13 protein-coding genes are annotated in these 13478 nt (G+C 26.5%); 11 read left to right on the top strand and 2 right to left on the bottom strand.

The window, feature by feature from the left end:
* Window positions 1-208 precede the first annotated feature (208 nt).
* On the bottom strand, window positions 209-2326 hold the full coding sequence (locus tag HF862_RS05290) for a glutamine synthetase III (RefSeq protein WP_170186877.1): 2118 nt from the start codon (window positions 2324-2326) through the stop codon (window positions 209-211).
* A 296-nt stretch (window positions 2327-2622) separates the two neighbouring features.
* Here HF862_RS05290 and HF862_RS05285 point away from each other — a divergent pair, with 296 nt between their 5' ends.
* The 3 genes from HF862_RS05285 to HF862_RS05275 are packed head-to-tail and all read left to right on the top strand — an operon-like array spanning window position 2623 to window position 5358.
* Window positions 2623-2892: an HPr family phosphocarrier protein gene (locus HF862_RS05285; protein WP_170186876.1), complete on the top strand. Its 270-nt coding sequence runs from the start codon at window positions 2623-2625 to the stop codon at window positions 2890-2892.
* Between the two features lie 5 nt (window positions 2893-2897).
* The gene (ispH, locus tag HF862_RS05280; protein ID WP_170186875.1) at window positions 2898-3785 is read left to right on the top strand and encodes a 4-hydroxy-3-methylbut-2-enyl diphosphate reductase; all 888 of its coding nucleotides are present in this window, start codon (window positions 2898-2900) and stop codon (window positions 3783-3785) included.
* Window positions 3766-5358 (top strand): S1 RNA-binding domain-containing protein, encoded by a 1593-nt coding sequence (locus HF862_RS05275; RefSeq protein WP_170186874.1) that lies wholly within the window; start codon window positions 3766-3768, stop codon window positions 5356-5358. The genes ispH and HF862_RS05275 overlap by 20 nt, the downstream gene beginning before the upstream one ends.
* An 89-nt stretch (window positions 5359-5447) precedes the next feature.
* On the opposite strand, the gene HF862_RS05270 is transcribed toward HF862_RS05275, so the two are convergent.
* Window positions 5448-6272 carry an EFR1 family ferrodoxin gene (locus HF862_RS05270; protein WP_170186873.1) on the bottom strand — a complete coding sequence of 275 codons (825 nt, stop codon included), beginning with the start codon at window positions 6270-6272 and terminating at the stop codon, window positions 5448-5450.
* A gap of 187 nt (window positions 6273-6459) precedes the next feature.
* Between HF862_RS05270 and ruvB the strand changes: the two genes are divergently transcribed.
* From ruvB to HF862_RS05230, 8 genes are read left to right on the top strand one after another with little or no spacing between them, the layout of a single operon-like run.
* The gene (gene ruvB / locus HF862_RS05265) at window positions 6460-7449 is read left to right on the top strand and encodes a Holliday junction branch migration DNA helicase RuvB (RefSeq protein ID WP_170186872.1); all 990 of its coding nucleotides are present in this window, start codon (window positions 6460-6462) and stop codon (window positions 7447-7449) included.
* Window positions 7450-7453: 4 nt separating this feature from the next.
* Window positions 7454-7876 carry an Rrf2 family transcriptional regulator gene (locus HF862_RS05260; protein ID WP_027128429.1) on the top strand — a complete coding sequence of 141 codons (423 nt, stop codon included), beginning with the start codon at window positions 7454-7456 and terminating at the stop codon, window positions 7874-7876.
* 14 nt (window positions 7877-7890) lie between these two features.
* Entirely contained in the window at window positions 7891-8604 is a 714-nt protein-coding gene (locus tag HF862_RS05255) for a 16S rRNA (uracil(1498)-N(3))-methyltransferase (protein ID WP_170186871.1), read from the top strand.
* Window positions 8591-9901 carry a tRNA (N(6)-L-threonylcarbamoyladenosine(37)-C(2))-methylthiotransferase MtaB gene (gene mtaB / locus HF862_RS05250; RefSeq protein ID WP_170186870.1) on the top strand — a complete coding sequence of 437 codons (1311 nt, stop codon included), beginning with the start codon at window positions 8591-8593 and terminating at the stop codon, window positions 9899-9901. Before HF862_RS05255 ends, mtaB begins: the two co-directional genes overlap by 14 nt.
* The gene (locus HF862_RS05245) at window positions 9891-10874 is read left to right on the top strand and encodes a LytR C-terminal domain-containing protein (protein ID WP_170186869.1); all 984 of its coding nucleotides are present in this window, start codon (window positions 9891-9893) and stop codon (window positions 10872-10874) included. The genes mtaB and HF862_RS05245 overlap by 11 nt, the downstream gene beginning before the upstream one ends.
* A gap of 20 nt (window positions 10875-10894) precedes the next feature.
* Window positions 10895-12646, top strand: a complete 1752-nt coding sequence (locus HF862_RS05240; protein WP_170186868.1) for a ribonuclease J — start codon at window positions 10895-10897, stop codon at window positions 12644-12646.
* 23 nt (window positions 12647-12669) lie between these two features.
* Window positions 12670-12969 (top strand): ribosome assembly RNA-binding protein YhbY, encoded by a 300-nt coding sequence (gene yhbY / locus HF862_RS05235; protein ID WP_170186867.1) that lies wholly within the window; start codon window positions 12670-12672, stop codon window positions 12967-12969.
* Between the two features lie 27 nt (window positions 12970-12996).
* Window positions 12997-13464, top strand: coding sequence for a divergent PAP2 family protein (locus HF862_RS05230; protein ID WP_170186866.1), 468 nt, complete (start codon window positions 12997-12999; stop codon window positions 13462-13464).
* The last annotated feature ends 14 nt before the right edge of the window (window positions 13465-13478 follow it).

The raw sequence follows: 13478 nt of genomic DNA, 5'->3' as shown, positions 1-13478 counted from the left end.
ATTATATAATAATTTTTTTAAAAAAGAAAATATAATATTATTCAGTAATTATAAGAAATTATAAAAATTTTTAATTTTATAAATAAAAGATAAAATGTTAATATTTGTTATTAAAAAATTTTTATGAGTACTCAATATTATAAAAAATCACTCTTCTATCTAAAAAGATAAAAGAGTGATTTTTATTTATTAACTAAAATCTATTAAATTATAATTTGAATAATAAATCTTCATATACAGGGAATGGCCATAAAGATTTTTCACAAAGATGTTCTAATACATCAACCCATTCTCTTAAATGTTTAAGTCTTGGAACAACATGAGAGTTATAATATTTAGCTCTTTCATATTGGTCTTTAATGCTTATTGCTTCAGCAAAATCTTTTTCTAATTCAGCTAAAGAACTTCTTAAATGGTCTTTTCCATTTATAACTTTTAGAAGATGTTTTTTATCTCCAGCAACACATTGTTCATAGTCACTACCTAAAGCTTCTTGAATATTTCTTATAGAAGTAGCAATGTTATTCATATATCTCATTATAGCTGGATATATTTCATTTCTAGCCATTCTTATAGCAGTAGTAGTTTCTATTTTTAATTGTTTATTATATCTTTCTGTATAAATAACAAAGATTGAGTTTAATTCTTCTCTACTTAAAACTCCATTTCTTTCAAATAAGTCTATAGTAGAATCTTTTTTGTAAACTGGTAGAGCTTCAACAGTACAACTTAAATTAGGTAATCCTCTATTTTCAGCTTCCTTAATCCAAGAATCATCATATCCATTTCCATTAAAGATAATTCTTTTATGTTTATTGTATCTATCTTTTACTAATTTAATAACTTCATCATTTATATTAGATTTATCTTCTGTTTTTTCTAAAATATCAGCATATTCCCTTAAAATATCAGCCACTATAGTATTTATCATAAAAACAGGAGTAGCAGGAGAAGCACTAGAACCAGGCATTCTATATTCAAATTTGTTTCCAGTAAAAGCAAAAGGAGAAGTCCTGTTTCTATCAGAACTATCTTTAGGAATTTTTGGGAAGTTATAAGTTCCTAATTCAATAGATTCTGTTTTAGTTTTATTGATATTAATTTTATCAACATTTTCTAACAATTCTTGTAAAGGTTCTCCTATAAATATTGAAATTATAGCTGGAGGAGCTTCAGAACCTCCAAGTCTATGGTCATTTCCAGGAGTAGCAGTAGATACTCTTAAAACTTCACCATATCTATCAACACCTTCTATAATAGCAGTTAAAAATACTAAGAAATCTAAATTTCCTTTAGAAAGATTTTCAGGGTCTAATAAATTTTCACCAGTATCAGTACTTAAAGACCAGTTACAATGTTTTCCGGAACCATTTACTTTTTCAAAAGGTTTTTCATGTAATAAGGCAGCTAATCCATGTCTATCAGCTACTCTTTTAATCATATCCATACAAAGTTGATTTTGGTCAGCTGCTACATTGGCTGAAGAGTACATAATAGCCAATTCAAATTGATTTGGAGCTACTTCATTATGTTTAGTTTTAGCCATGACTCCAAGCTGCCACATTTCAGCATCTAACTCAGCCATAAACACTTCTACTTTTTCTTTTAAAGCTCCATAGTAGTGGTCACTTAACTCTTGACCTTTAGGTGGTAGAGAACCAAATAAAGTTCTACCAGTAAACATTAAATCTTCTCTTTTTTCAAAGAAAGATTTTTCAATAAGAAAATATTCTTGTTCTATTCCAAGAGTAACATCAATTTTATTAGATTTATAATCTCCTAGAACTCTTTTAATTCTTAAGGCTTCTTTTGTAACTGTATTTATTGACCTTAAAAGTGGAACTTTTTTATCAAGAGTTTCTCCATGATATCCTATTAAGGCTGTTGGAATAAATAAAGTTTTAGCCTTTTCAGGTCCTCTTAAAAACATTGGTGAAGATATATCCCAAGCAGTATAACCTCTTGCTTCAAAAGTAGAACGAAGTCCACCATTAGGGAAAGAAGAGGAATCAGCTTCTCCTTTTATAAGTTCTTTTCCTGAAAATTGAGATAAAATATTTCCATCAGAAGATACAGATATAAAGGACTCATGTTTTTCAGCAGTTAATTCAGTAAGAGGTTGGAACCAATGTGTAAAGTGTGTAGCACCTTTTTCAGTAGCCCAATTTTTTACAGCATTAGCTATAACTTCAGCTACAGAAATAGATAATTCTTTTTCACCTCTTTGAACTGCTTTGAATTCTTTAAAAATAGAACTAGGAACTCTACTTTTAAGCTCTAATTCAGAAAAGTAATTTTTTCCAAAAGCTTCTAACATATTTTTCATGAAAAACCCTCCCATATATTTAAAATATAAAAAAATAATATTTAGATACAATTTTATAAAAAATATTTATGGGAGCAATTTTATCATAATTTTATTTTTATGTAAAGTTTTTTTTAATTTTGAATATTATAAAATTAATATTGTAAAAATATCCTTTTTTTTGTTTTTTTCTTTGAAAATAAAATAAATATTTTTTAGAAAAAGTTTGAAAAATAGCTATAAATAATATATAATTTAGTTATGTGTAGTTTAAAAAATTTAAGTATATAATTTTATAAAAAGGAGAGTAATAGTTTATGAAAACAATTACTGTGGAGATAAAAAATAGAGCTGGACTTCATGCTAGACCTTCTTCACTTTTTGTTCAAACAGCAGGAAATTTCGATTCTGAAATAAAAGTAAAATATGAAGATGAAGAGATAAATGGAAAAAGTATAATGGGACTTATGCTTTTAGCAGCAGAACAAGGGTCAATACTTACACTTACTGCTAATGGTAGTGATGAAGATGAAATGTTAGAAGCTTTAAGAAATCTTATAGAAGTAGAGCAATTTGGAGAAGAATAATTTTTATGATAATAAAAAGAGCCGAAAAAATGGGATTTTGCTTTGGAGTATCTGGAGCTGTAAATCTTTGTGAAGAAATTATCAAAAAAAATAATTCTTTATTTGAGAATATATACATATTAGGGATGTTGGTTCACAATAAAAATGTTGTAAATGAATTAGTCTTAAAAGGTTTTAAAATATTATTAGAAGAAGATTTATTAAATGGAAAGATAAATCTTAGTTCAAAAGACTTAGTTGTAATAAGAGCCCATGGAACAACAAAAGAGATTTATAATATTTTAAAAAAAAGTAATTGTAAATTGTATGATGCAACTTGTGTTTTTGTTGAGAAAATAAGAAAAGCTCTTATAGAGGCAGAAGAAAAAGGAAATGAAATACTTTTTATTGGAGATAAGTTCCACCCAGAAGTAAAGGGAATAATATCTTTTGGTAAAAATATAAAGATATTTGCTTCCTATGAAGAATTTATTAATTTTAAGATTGATGAAAAAGTTTCATATACATTATTAACACAAACTACATTTAATAAAGAAATATTTTTTAAAATAAAAGATTATATTGTGGCAAATTTTAAAAATATAGAAATCTATAGTAAAATTTGTGGAGCTACATATGAAAGACAAAGAGCAGTAGAAAAACTTGCTTCTGAAGTTGAATTAGTTTTAGTAGTTGGAGATAAAACTAGTTCAAATAGTAAGAAACTTTTAGAATTATCTAAAAATATTAATAAGAATAGTTATCTTATTGAAGATAAAAATCAATTGGACTTAAATTGGTTTAAAGATATTTCTAGAGTTGGAATTACAGCAGGAGCGTCAACACCAGAAAAGATAATAATAGAGATAGAAAAATATATAAGGGGGAACTTGGATGACAAACATGGATTATAATGAATTTGAAGAACTACTAGAAAACTACCTACCATCTGAAGGAGGAAATGGTAAAAAAGTAGTTGGACGTATTGAAAGTAAAGAGAGAAATTTTTGCTTTCTAGATGTTCCTGGAGAAGCAACTACAGTAAGAGTTAGAACAGAGGAATTAATAAACTATAATGTTGGTGATGAAATAGAGGTTATGCTAGTTGGAGAGACTCCAGAAGGAGAATATTTAATTGGTTCTAGAAGAAGAATAGAAATGGAACTTGGATGGGAAAAAATTAAAGCAGCATCATCTAATGAAGAAAAAATAGTTGGAAAAGTAATAAAAGAAATAAAAGGTGGATATATTGTTGAAATATATTCTCACCAAGCATTTTTACCTAAATCTTTATCAGAAACTAAAAATTCTGATGAAATTTTAGGAAAAGAAATAGAAGTTATGGTAAAAGAAATAAAAGAAGATAAAAAAGGAAAAAAAGTTACTGTATCTAGAAAAGATGTTATTATGGCAGAAAAACAAGAGGAATTTGAAAAAATTTCTGTAGGAGATATAGTAGAAGGAACTATAACTGAAATATTACCTTTTGGAATAGTAGTAACTATAGGAAAGTTAAGAGGATTTATTCATATTTCTGAACTTTCATGGAAAAAATCTGAAAAGATTGAAGGATATAATGTAGGAGAGAAGATAACAGTAAAAGTTATTGAACTAGAAGAAGATAAGAAAAATATTAAACTTTCTATAAAATCTTTAACTAGAAATCCTTGGGATATAGCAGGAGAAACTTATAAAACAGAAGATATAGTAGATGCAAAAGTGACAAAAATATTACCATATGGAGTTCTTGCTGAAATCTTAGATGGTGTAGAAGGATTAATCCATATTTCTGATTTAACTTGGAATAAGAAAAAAGTATTTATTAATGAATTTATTAAAGTAGGGGATACTATAAAAGTAAAAGTTCTTGAATTTAAACCAGAATCAAGAAAATTAAAATTAGGAATTAAACAATTATCTGAAGACCCATGGACTAATGCTGAAACTAAATATGCTGTAGGAAATAAAGTTTCTGGAAAAGTAACAGAGGTAAAACCTTATGGAATATTTGTAGAAGTAGAAGAGGGAGTAGATATTTTTGTTCATCAAGCTGATTTCTGTTGGATAGGAAATAAAAAATTTAAAAAAGATGAAATAGTTGAATTACAAGTAACAGAATTGGATGTTAATGAGAAAAAAATTAAAGGAAGTATTAAAGTTTTAGAAGAAAGTCCTTGGGAAAAAGCTCTAAGAAACTATAAAGTAGGAGATGTAGTAGAAAAACCAATTAAAAATATTCAAGATTTTGGAGTATTTGTAAATTTAGAAGATGGAGTAGATGGATTTATTCCAACACAACTACTTTCTAAAGATTTTATAAAAAATGTAAAAGATAAATTTAAAGTAGGAGATGTAATTAAAGGAAAAATTATTGAAATAGACAGAGAAAAACAAAGAATAAAAATTTCTGTAAAATCATATGAAATTGATTTAGAGAAAAAAGAAACAAAAGAATTACTAGAAAAATATGGAACAGCAGGGGAATAGTAATTAAAAGATAAGAGGATGTTACAATTTTGTAACATCCTCTATTTATATTATATAAATTTCTATTAAAAAAATCTTTTTTATAGATTTTATAAGAAAAGTTCAGGCTCTTTTCTAGTTGAAGCATATTGGTCTTCTAATTCATGTTGATGATATAAGTAGTTAGCATCATCATAGTATTTAGCTCCATTAGGGCATCTTTTTACACAAGCACAACATTTCATACAAATTCCAAAAACATCACTTGGGTCTTCAGGATTAATAGAACCCATTGGGCATATAGCCACACAAGTTCCACATTTTGTACAAAGGTCTTTATTAGTTTTTGGTTTAACTTTTCTAATATCTATTGGATTTCCTTTAGAATCTCTAGGTTGATAGTAGAAACGAATAGGAGTTTCTCCTTTTACTTCTATTAATTTATCAGAATCAAAATCTTTACCAGTAATTTTTTCAAAGATACTTATAGCGAAAGATGTAGCTATATCCATATCTTTTTCATCAGGTCTTCCAGCTCCTAATATAGTAGAGAAAGAATGTTCTCCGATGAAAGCTCCACCAGCAATTGGTTTTAATCCTTTATCGTTTAAAATATTTCTCAATTCTATTAAAGCATCATCAAAATTTCTATTTCCATATAAAACTATAGGGACAGTAAGAGCTCCATTTCCTTTTAAAGTATCTAGATATTTTAGTAATAAATTAGGTACTCTTCCAGCAATAACAGGAACTCCAAATACAACTAAATCTTCAGCAGTAAAAGATTTTTCTACTTTTCTTACAGCAGGTAAGCTAAAATCATATTCCTCAAATTCAACTTCTAATTTATTTGCTAGTTTTTTTCCTATATGATTGACTACTTTTTTTGTAGTTTCAGTACCAGTGAAATACATACCCCAAACTTTCTTAATCATTTTTATCCTCCTTTTAAAGCTTTGTTTTGTATATTATACTATATATTTAGAAAGAATACAATTTTATTTGAAAAATATATGGAATAATATTAAACAAATATTTATTATATTAGAAAAAACTTTTAAAAAAACATTATAAATGATATAATAGTTTATAAAATAGATAAGGAATGTTTAGAGGGGAACAATGGATAGATTTGTTACGGAAAAAGAGTTAGAAAATGAAAAAGAAATACAAAAAACTCTTAGACCAAAACGTTTTGATGAGTATATTGGCCAATCATTATTAAAAGAAAAAATGAAAATTTTTATAGAAGCAGCTAAAAGAAGAAATTCTTGTATAGACCATATATTATTATATGGTCCTCCTGGATTAGGAAAAACTACTTTGGCTGGAGTGATAGCTAATGAAATGGGAACAAATTTAAGAATAACTTCAGGACCAGTATTGGATAAAGCAGGGGATTTAGCTGCTATTTTAACGTCTTTAGAAGAAAATGACATATTGTTTATTGATGAGATACATAGACTTAATACATCTGTAGAAGAAATTTTATATCCAGCTATGGAAGATGGAGAATTAGATATTATTATAGGTAAAGGACCTTCAGCTAAATCTATAAGAATAGAATTACCACCTTTTACATTAATAGGAGCTACTACAAGAGCTGGACTTTTAAGTTCTCCCTTAAGAGATAGATTTGGAGTAACTCATAGAATGGAATACTATACAGATGAAGAATTAGTAGAAATCTTAATAAGAGGTGCAAAAGTTCTAGAGGTAGAAATCAATAAAGAAGGAGCTTTAGAAATAGCTAAAAGAAGCAGAGGAACTCCTAGAATAGCTAATAGATTTTTAAAAAGAATAAGAGATTATGCTGAAATAAAAGGAAATGGAATAATCACTAAAAAAATTGTTTTAGATTCCTTGGAGTTATTGGGAATAGATAAAGAGGGATTAGATGATTTAGATAGAGGAATTATAAATTCTATGTTAGAAAATTATAATGGTGGACCTGTAGGAATAGAGACTCTTTCACTTTTATTGGGAGAGGATAGAAGAACGATAGAAGAAGTTTATGAACCTTATTTAGTAAAAAAAGGATATATTAAAAGAACTCCTCGAGGAAGAGTTGTTACAGAGAAATGTAAAGAGTATTTTAAAGATAAGGAGTAAAAAAATGAAAATAAACACAAAAGTTAGATATGGATTAAAAGCTTTAGTGTATATAGTAGAAGAAAGTTTAAAAGGAAAGATGGTAAGAATAAAAGAGATATCTGAGAAAGAAGATATTTCTATACAATATTTAGAACAAATATTAAATAAATTAAAAAATGAAAATATAATTGAAGGAAAAAGAGGACCAAATGGTGGATATAAACTATTAATTAATCCAAATGAAATCACTCTTTATAGAATATATAAAATTTTAGATGATGATGATAGGATAATTAATTGTAATGAAAATGTAAAAGAAACTAAAGAGTGTTCAAATGATGGGTGTAATGGAACTTGTATTTGGAATAGATTAGATAGTGCTATGAAAGATATTCTAAAATCTACTACTTTGGAAGATTTAGTTAAAAATAAAGATATAATTTAATTTGAGGATAAAAGATGATAACAGTAGTTGTAGAAAAAAAAGATATATCAGGAAGTGTAATAGAAGTTAAAGATAAAAATGACATTAACCATTTAAAAAATTCTTTTAGAATTAAAGAAAATGATATTATAAGAGCTGTAGATGGTGAAAACGAATATATTTGTAGAGTTCAGACTGTAGAAAAAAAAGAAATTTTTTTAGAAATAATAGAGAAAAAAGCAGCTCAAAAAGATGAAGTGGAAATTACAGCAGGAATTTCAGTAATAAAAAATGATAAGATGGAATTAACTATTCAAAAACTTACAGAGGTAGGTATAGATAAAATAATACCCATAGAAACTAAAAGAACAATAGTAAAATTAAATGAGAAAAAAGATAAATGGGATGTAATTTCAAGAGAAGCTGTAAAGCAATGTCAAAGAACTAAATTTTTAAAAATAGAAAATTTAACTAAATTAAAAGACATAGATTTTTCACAATATGATTTAATCATAGTTCCATATGAATGTGAAGAAGATAAAAAATTAAAAACACTTTTTAATAATTTAACAATAAATCCTAAGAAGATTTTATATATTATTGGACCAGAAGGTGGATTTGATACAGAAGAAATTGAATTTTTAGAAAATATTGAAAAAACAAATATAATAACTTTAGGTAGAAATATTTTGAGAGCAGAGACTGCAAGTATTGTAGTAGGAGGAATACTAATCAATGAGTTTAAATAAAAAAGTAGCTTTTTATACTTTGGGTTGTAAAGTTAATCAGTATGAAACTGAAAGCTTAAAGACAAAACTTATGAATTTAGGGTATGAAAATGTAGAATTTGAAGAATATTCAGATTATTATATAGTAAATTCTTGTACAGTTACATCAATAGCTGATAAAAAGACAAGAAATATACTTAGAAGAGCAAAGAAAAATAATCCCAAAAGTAAAGTTATAGTAACAGGTTGTTATGCTCAAACTAATGGGGAAGAATTATTAAATATAGATGAAGTAGACTATGTAGTAGGAAATAGTAATAAAGAGGAAATAGTAAATCTTGTAAAAGAATTGGAAAAAGATGAGGTAAAAAACAATTTGATGATTTCTGATATTTTTATGGAGAAAAAATATAAAGAATTAGAGTTTTCTACATTAAGAGAAATGTCAAGAGCTTATATAAAAATACAAGATGGTTGTAACAATTTTTGTTCATATTGTAAAATACCTTTTGGAAGAGGGAGAAGTAGATCTAGAGATTTCCAAAATATCCTAGAGGAAGCAAGAAAATTATCTTTAGAGGGATATAAAGAGATAATTCTTATTGGTATCAATATAGGAGATTATGGAAAAGACTTAGATGAAACAAGAACTTTTGAAGAATTATTAGAAGAAATTGTAAAAATAGATGGAATTACTAGAATAAGGATAGGGTCTATATATCCTGATAGAATAAGTGATAAGTTTATAGAGGTAATGAAAAATAAAAAAATAATGCCTCATTTACATATTTCTTTACAATCTTGTGATGATGAAATTTTAAAGCTTATGAGAAGGAATTATGGAACATCTCTTATAAAAGAAAGGCTAAAAAAATTGAGAGAAAATATTCCAGAAATAGAGTATACAGCTGATGTTATAGTTGGTTTTCCTGGAGAAACTAAGGAAAGATATGAAAATACTAAAAAGGTAATAGAAGAAATTAAATTTTCTGATTTACATGTTTTTCCATATTCAGAAAGAGAAAATACACAGGCAATTAAACTGGATGGAAAAGTGGATGTCCACCAAAGAAAGATGAGAGTAATTGACTTAGAAAATATTCAAAAAGGTATAAATAGAACTATTAGAGAAAAATATATTGGAAAGAAAGTTCAAGTATTAATAGAGGAAGAAAAAGAAAATAGTTACTATGGATATAGCCAAAATTATTTAAGAGTAAAAATAAAAAATAAAAATGGTATTAAATTACAAGTGAATGACGAAATTAATATAGAAATAATCTCTATAGAAAAGGAGATGTTGATAGGTGAATTATAAGAAGAGATTGACTAGAATAAGATATGTTTTAAGCGGATTAATTGTATTTACAATTTTTGTTTGTTCTCTAATATTTATCATTTTGCATGATAATACTAATAAAGAAAATTATAGTAGATATATGTTAGTAGGAAAACAAAATATTTTTTTAGTTTATGAAGATAAATTAGCTATAGAAATACCTTTTGATATACAACTAGATAAAGAAAAAACAATAGAAGATTTAATAAAAGTAAAAAATTATACTGAAATTTTAAATAATATAAACTATATCTTCCCAGAAAAAATAGAAGATTATAAGGTAGCAAAAGTTGGAAATATTGATTTAAAAGTACAAAATTCTAAAAAGGTTCCAGAAGTAATGGTAGATGATAAAAGATATATATTAACATCTAGTATAGAAAATTTATTTGAAGATTTTTATAATATAGAAGAAAAAGCAACTATTGAAAATTCTAAAATAGTTGTGGATATTCTTAATGCCAATGGAAAAGCTGGATATGCTAGAAAAACAGGAGAGAAATTAAAAAAAGTTTTAGGAATAAAATGTAATGCAGCTAACTATGAAACTAATATTAATGAAAGTTATATTATAATCAATGATTTAAATAGAAAGCAAGTAGAAGATATAATAATGACTATTGATGAAAAATATTTTAAATTAAAAGAAGATGCTACAATACCTACATTAGCAAATGTAGTTATAGTATTAGGAAAAGAAACTGATAAAATATATGATATAGAGTTAAAGGGAAAAAATAAAGAAAAAGATATGTACAAGAGAACTTTAGAAAAGGCAGGATACTTAGGAATAAAATCAATAGATACTAAAGTTTCAGAAAAGGGGAGTCAAATTCTTTATAATCCAGAAGATTACTTTGTTGCTTTTAAAATTTCTAAAAAATTAGGAGTAGAAAATTTAAAAGAGGATAAAAAATTAAAAAATAAAATAATTATATTAGTAGGAGATTAATTAATGAAAGAGGAAGAAAAATGATGTTTAGAAAGAAAAAGGTGAATTCTTTTGAAAAAAAAGAAGAAAAAAAAGTAGAAATAATAGAAGAACCTAAAGAAATAAAAGAGGAGAAAATGTATGTTATTCCTTTAGGTGGTTTGGACGAGGTTGGAAAAAATATGACTTTAGTCCAATATAGAGATGAAATAATAATAGTAGATTGTGGACTAGGGTTTCCAGGAGAAGGATTATTAGGGATAGATGCAGTTATTCCTGATTTTTCTTATGTAGAAAATAACAAAAGTAAAATAAAAGGACTGTTTGTAACTCATGGACATGAAGACCATATAGGTGCAATTCCATATTTATATCAAAAAATAGATACTGATGTTTCTATTTTTTCAGGAAAATTAACTTTAGCTTTAATCGAATCAAAGTTTGAAAACTTAAAAATAAAAGATATGCCTAAAATGAGAGAGGTAAGGAATAGATCTAAAGTTAAAATAGGAAAATATTTTAATGTAGAATTTATAAGAATAACTCACTCTATAGCTGATTCTTATGCTATACATGTAGTTACTCCAGCTGGAAATGTGTTGTTGACAGGGGATTTTAAAATAGATTTTACACCAGTGGATGGACAAGGAACAGATTTAGCAAGATTGGCTCAATTGGGAGAAAAAGGAGTAGATTTATTACTATCAGATTCTACAAATGCTGAATCTGAAGGGTTTACTCCATCAGAAAAGACAGTAGGAGAAGCTTTTCAAATTGAGTTTGCCAAAGCTAAAGGTAGAATAATAATAGCGGCTTTTGCTTCTCATATCCATCGTTTACAACAAATTATAGAGATTTCAGAAGCTTATGGAAGAAAAATAGCTGTAGATGGTAGAAGTTTAATAAAAGTTTTTGAAATAGCTGCTAAAATGGGATATTTAAAAATAAAAAAAGATACTTTAATTTCATTATCAGAAGTTGATGAACAAAAAGATAATAAAGTTGTAATACTATGTACAGGAACTCAAGGAGAGCCAATGGCATCGCTTTCAAGAATAGCTTCTAATATCCATAAACATACTAGAGTTAAAGAGGGAGATACTGTTATAATATCAGCTACTCCAATACCTGGAAATGAAAAAGCAGTATCAAAAAATATTAACAATTTATTGAAATATGAAGCAGAAGTAATATTTAAAAAAGTTGCTGGAATTCATGTTTCAGGTCATGGGTCAAAATTAGAACAAGAATTAATATTTAATTTGATAAAGCCTAAAAATTTTGTACCAATTCACGGAGAATATAAAATGTTAAAAGCTCATATTGATACAGCTTTAAAAGTAGGAATTCCTAAAAATAACATTTTATTGGCCCTTAATGGTAATAAAATAGAAGTTACAAAAAGTGGAATAAAATTAAAAGGAAAAGTAAGTGCTGGAGCTACATTTATAGATGGCTTAGGTGTAGGAGATATAGGTCAAACAGTTTTAAGAGATAGACAACAATTGTCACAAGATGGAGTTATAATAGTAGGATTTACATTTGACAAAGAAAATAGAAAAATTATATCAGGTCCAGAAATTATAACAAGAGGATTTACATATTCAAAAGAATCAGATGAATTAATAAATGATATTATAGAGCACATCAATGCAAAAATTAAAAAAGTTGAAAAAGAAGGTTTCTTAGATTGGCAACCTATAAAAAATATAACAAAAGAAGCAGTTTCAAAATATGTTTATAGTAAGACAAAGAGAAATCCAGTAATATTACCAATTATTTTAGAAGTATAAAAAAGATAGGAGAAAAAGATTAAATGAATAGTAGAGAGAGAGAATTTTTAAGAAAAAAAGCACATGAGTTAGAGCCAATAGTAAGAATAGGGAAAGATGGATATACAGATAATGTAGGACAAAGTATATTAGAAGCTATTGCCTCTAGAGAGCTAATAAAAGTTAAATTATTACAAACTGTAGAAACTGATAAAAGAGAGATAGCAGAAGAGATTCAAGAAAAAACAGGTTGTGAAGTAGTAGGGATAATAGGAAAAACAATAATTTTATATAAAGAAAATGAAGAAAATCCAAAAATTTCTTTAGAATTAAAAAATAGATAAAATTATTTTGTTGAAAGGAGAAAATTTATGAATGAAGCTGGGATTATTTTTGATAATAAAATATTAGATGTCACTTTTATAGCTTGGTTTATAGCTCAGTTTTATAAAGTCCTTGAAACAATATTTATAGATAAAGAATTTAATGTAAAGAGATTTTTTGAAACTGGAGGAATGCCAAGTTCTCATTCCTCTACAGTCTCTTGTTTAACTACTTGTATAGGGATAGTTTATGGAACTAATACTCCATATTTTGCTATTTCTATAGTTTTTTCAGGTATTATTATGTATGATGCTGCTGGAATAAGAAGAGCAGCTGGAAAACAAGCTAGAATAGTAAATAAAATGTTGGAGGAGTTACCTTTTAAATTAGGGATAGGACAAAAATTTTCTGATGAAAGATTGAAGGAGTTGTTGGGGCATACTCCTTTTGAAGTATTAATAGGGACAATTTTAGGTATGATAATTGCATTCTTATTTAAAGATTATTTAATATAAATAGGATTTGAGGC

Origin of the sequence: Fusobacterium sp. FSA-380-WT-3A (assembly GCF_012843705.1) — a bacterium.
Taxonomy (GTDB): domain Bacteria; phylum Fusobacteriota; class Fusobacteriia; order Fusobacteriales; family Fusobacteriaceae; genus Fusobacterium_B.
Note: the sequence above shows the minus strand (reverse complement) of the source record. Positions and strands in the feature narration are given on the sequence as shown.

Bases quoted from the DNA above. Each gene is read 5' to 3' on its own strand.
- HF862_RS05260 (WP_027128429.1), top strand. From the start codon at position 7,454: ATGAAAATAAACACAAAAGTTAGATATGGATTAAAAGCTTTAGTGTAT.
- yhbY (WP_170186867.1), top strand. From the start codon at position 12,670: ATGAATAGTAGAGAGAGAGAATTTTTAAGAAAAAAAGCACATGAGTTA.
- HF862_RS05230 (WP_170186866.1), top strand. From the start codon at position 12,997: ATGAATGAAGCTGGGATTATTTTTGATAATAAAATATTAGATGTCACT.
- HF862_RS05240 (WP_170186868.1), top strand. From the start codon at position 10,895: ATGATGTTTAGAAAGAAAAAGGTGAATTCTTTTGAAAAAAAAGAAGAA.
- HF862_RS05275 (WP_170186874.1), top strand. From the start codon at position 3,766: ATGACAAACATGGATTATAATGAATTTGAAGAACTACTAGAAAACTAC.
- HF862_RS05285 (WP_170186876.1), top strand. From the start codon at position 2,623: ATGAAAACAATTACTGTGGAGATAAAAAATAGAGCTGGACTTCATGCT.
- ruvB (WP_170186872.1), top strand. From the start codon at position 6,460: ATGGATAGATTTGTTACGGAAAAAGAGTTAGAAAATGAAAAAGAAATA.
- HF862_RS05255 (WP_170186871.1), top strand. From the start codon at position 7,891: ATGATAACAGTAGTTGTAGAAAAAAAAGATATATCAGGAAGTGTAATA.
- ispH (WP_170186875.1), top strand. From the start codon at position 2,898: ATGATAATAAAAAGAGCCGAAAAAATGGGATTTTGCTTTGGAGTATCT.
- HF862_RS05270 (WP_170186873.1), bottom strand. From the start codon at position 6,272: ATGATTAAGAAAGTTTGGGGTATGTATTTCACTGGTACTGAAACTACA.
- mtaB (WP_170186870.1), top strand. From the start codon at position 8,591: ATGAGTTTAAATAAAAAAGTAGCTTTTTATACTTTGGGTTGTAAAGTT.
- HF862_RS05290 (WP_170186877.1), bottom strand. From the start codon at position 2,326: ATGAAAAATATGTTAGAAGCTTTTGGAAAAAATTACTTTTCTGAATTA.